The organism is Flavobacterium sp. (genome assembly GCF_035760125.1).
Lineage (GTDB): Bacteria > Bacteroidota > Bacteroidia > Flavobacteriales > Flavobacteriaceae > Flavobacterium.
Map to the genome: position 1 here is coordinate 1 of NZ_DASTTN010000512.1, position 4,074 is coordinate 4,074.

2 protein-coding genes are annotated in these 4,074 nt (G+C 28.6%); both read right to left on the reverse strand.

Going from position 1 to position 4,074, the window contains the following annotated elements:
- Positions 1-849, reverse strand: an 849-nt coding sequence (locus VFS71_RS18350; protein ID WP_326403081.1) for a LamG domain-containing protein, incomplete at its 3' end; no start/stop codon positions are given.
- Positions 850-1,042: 193 nt separating this feature from the next.
- A complete protein-coding gene (locus VFS71_RS18355) occupies positions 1,043-3,772 on the reverse strand; it encodes a hybrid sensor histidine kinase/response regulator transcription factor (RefSeq protein WP_326403082.1) in 2,730 nt (909 codons plus the stop codon).
- Positions 3,773-4,074: the final 302 nt, after the last annotated feature.

Below are 4,074 nucleotides of genomic sequence, written 5' to 3' on the forward strand. Positions count from 1 at the left end.
ATCATTTGCGAATCGCTCGGTTGGTATTTTTAAAATAGGCAATGAAGGAGTCACAGCACTAAATTGCGCTAAAATTTCAGCACTTGTTAGATTTTTATTCCAAACCGAAACTTTATCTATAGCTCCTGTCAAACCATTAGTGTCAAATCCTGCTACAGTTTTATTTTTCGACTCTTTTCCTATATATATTGTTGCATTATTATCCCAAGAAAGAGCCCCGCCTGGAAACGTAATATCTTTAATTTTAACACCGTTAAGGAACAAAGTGGCAATTCCTTGACCAGCATTTATATTTAATGCCAAAAAATTCCATTTTTTAAGTTCAATTTCTTTATCCGAAAGAATTTGAATCAATTGAGTTCCTACTTTAAATTGACCAATAAGCCTTCCGTGGTGATTAATTCCAAATGCAACTCCTGAACTATTAGTGGTATTTACATTTGAAAAAATGGCAGCATTAGTATTTTCCGTAATTGGGTCTAAATCTTTTCTTTGAACAGGAAATGCCGATGGTGCAATCCATCCTGAAATACAAACTTGACTTGTCGGGTAAGTTACTTTTGCATTTCCGGTTGCCCAGCCATAATATCCATTTACTCTTAATGCATTACCTTCTATACCAACAATTCTCTCTGCCGAATTTAAAGGTCCATTTATAGTAAAACTGGATTTTGTTTTACTTTCGTCCAATGATTGTCCTGAACTCTCATTAAAACCAAAAGAAAGTATTTCTGTTGCTGAATTAGGAACCGGTGTTGGTATTGGAGTGGGTTCTGGAGCTGGATCTTTTTTTGTTTTGCAACTTAAAACTGCTAAGCTTGCAAGTAATACAATTATATACTTTTTCATTTTTATTATTTTCAATAAAACTACAAAAGCAATATAACGTTATAGTTAGATTATGTTACATTGACATTTTTATCGAAACAAAAAACAAAAACCACTGTAAAACAAAGTTTTAACTAAGTAAAAAATAAATACTGTTATTCAAAAATAGCTTCAAAATTGTATTTATTTATAATAATGTAACACGTCATTTTTATTAAACATTCCTAAAATCCTTAGGTGAAACAGAATATTTGCTTTTAAAGGCCGTTGAAAAATAATTTGGAGAAGCGAAGCCACAAGAATATGCAATTTCTGAAATATTTAAAGTCGTAGATTTCAACATCTCTTTTGATTTCTCAAGCCTATAATTATTTATATAATCTCCAACCCCTATACCTAATACCGCTTTTACTTTTCGATATAATTGAACTCTGGATATATTCAATAACGCGGCAAGGTCTTCTACCGAAAATGTTGAATCATCAATGTTTTTATCTATAAACTGGTCAATTTTATTTAGAAATTCTCTTTCAATTAAATCAAAACCTTTTATTTCAGTTTGTACAGGTGTTTTTGCATTCGTGTAAAAATACCTTAGTTTTTCCCTATTAAACAGCAAACCTTTTATTGCTTGCTTTAATACCTGTAAATTAAATGGTTTTGTCAAAAATAAATCTGCTCCTACTTCCAAAGCTTTAATATTGGTTTCATGATCATCTGAAGCAGTTAATATAATTGTCGGAATATGAGAAGTAAGAAAGTTTGCTTTTAAGATTTCACAAATTTCAAAACCATTTTTTTCCGGTAAATTTAAATCACATACAACAACATCCGGAATAGTTGCCAATACTCGTTCTATAGAATCTCTCCCATCACATTTAAAAACATTGTAATTTTCACTTAGTTTAGAGGAAATAAAATCCAAAACTTCTACATTATCTTCAATAATTAAAATCGTTTGTTTGTTCTCATCAAATAAAGGGGAATTAACTTCATTTAAGGTTTTATCTAAATAATTATACTCATAATCATTTTCAAAATTTTGCTCATTCGAATTTTCAATTATTTCTTCTCTGTTAAAATGATCTCTTCCCAATTTTAATGTCAAAGTAAAATGCGTCCCTTTATTTGAATTAACTTCGATTGAACCTTTATGTAAATCCATAAAGTTTTTAGATAAATTCAGTCCAACACCAGAACCGTTTTTATAATTATTAGATCCTTTGAAAAAAGGTATAAAAACATTGGCTAAATCCTTTTCAGGTATTCCAATTCCGGAATCTTTAAAATGTATTTTCACTATTCCAAGCTCTTTCTCCTCTATAATAGATACCTCAATTTTACCATTATCAGGAGTAAACTTAAAACTATTAGACAATAAATTATAATATACCTTGTCGATTAAATTTTGATCCAAATATACTTCCAAGCTTTTATTGTTTGAAGAAAAGTCAAATTTGATATTTCTCCTTAAAGCCTCTCTTTCAAACTCTTTAATTATTTTTTTTGAAAAATTCCAAAGATTTATTTTTGTTACTTTTATAATAAAGTTTTGATTTTCACCTTTTCTAAAATCGAGCAATTGATTTATTAAACGAAGTAATCGTTTAGAATTATTATACATTAAATCTAAATCTTTTTTTACTGTGTTATTTTTATTTTGAAATTCATCATGCAAGGATTCAATAGAACTTAAAATCAATGTCAAAGGAGTTTTGAATTCATGGGAAAGGCCAGTGAAAAAATTAATTTTAGCTTCATTACTGATTTTTAATTTATTCGCGTATAATTCAATTTCATCTTTTTGGTTTACAATTTTAATGTTTGTTTTTTCTAATTCTTTCTTTTTACTGCGCAGTTTCATACCCGAATAAATACTAAATACAGCCAGACTAAAAATTAGTAAACTAAAAAAAATAATGACTAACAGAAGGTTTCTTTGAGTCGAATATTTTTTTTCCTGCTCTTTAATTTTATTTTGTTGCAATTCAATATCTGATTGCTGAACCGAGATTTTATCAAATTGATTACTCATTATATCAGCATTCAGAGAATCAATTAAAGTAGTGTTAAGTATATTGTTTTTAGAAACAATTTCTTTATTCGCAAGCTTAATTGCAAGCTTAATTGCTTCGCTACCACCTGTTGGATATAATATAGTTGCTGTTAGCTTACCATCTTTAACAGCCTGTATTCCTCCATTTGGATCATTCAATCCGTCTATTCCTATAAATTTTATATTTTTCTCCCTGCCTTTTTTCTTAGCTACTTCCCATGCTTGAAGCGCAATATTATCATTAAAAGCAAAAACAAAATCTATTTTTGGCATACTATCCAAGACCTTGCTTAAATTATTATTTAATGCTTCCAAATTCGGAGCACTAATACCTATCTTTTTAATATTCGGATATCGGTCGATAATTTGTTTAAATCCTAAACTTCTCTCAACACTAGGTGAAATATCAGTCGTTGCCTTAATTTCAAGAATATTGGCACGAGCATTAGACATAGAAACAATATATTTTCCTGCAATATGACCAACTTCAACATTATCAGCTCCTAAAAATGCAGTATAATTGGATGTATTGACTTTTCTATCGACTATAATGACTGGTATTCCTTTTTTACTTGCTTTTTCAATTACTGGAACAATAGAATCTGAACCGTATGGAGCTACAATTAGGACGTCCAAGTGGTTTTCAATCATTTTTTCAATATCATTAATCTGCTTTTTTGTACTGCCATTTGCATTACTGATAGTTAAGTCTATTTCTGGATGAAGCGAAGCTTCGACCAGCATTGTATTATCCATGGATTTTCTCCAGCTATCTTCTTCAGAGATACTTTGAGAAAATCCGATAACAATCCTTTTTTGATTATCTTCTTTTGAGGTACAGGAAAATAATGCAATTAAAACTAATAGAACATATATATTTTTTGACATAAAATTTGTGGCATTTATAAAATCAATATTGAGTCTTTTAGAATTCATTTTCTCAAAATAAAACTTTCGTTCGCAAAAAAAATTAGGCTCAATAAAAAATGATCAATAATATTGTAGATTTTTTTCTAAATAGAGATTTAGTAACCTAAATCGAAAGTTAAACAAAAGTAATTGTTTTTAGAATATTTTAAGAATATCATATTTATTTCTTTACATATAATTTCGAAAAACATTTGTTTTAGATTTAACTAAATACGTACAATCAATGTAAATACAAGTTGATAAGAAACAGTTTTTTATAA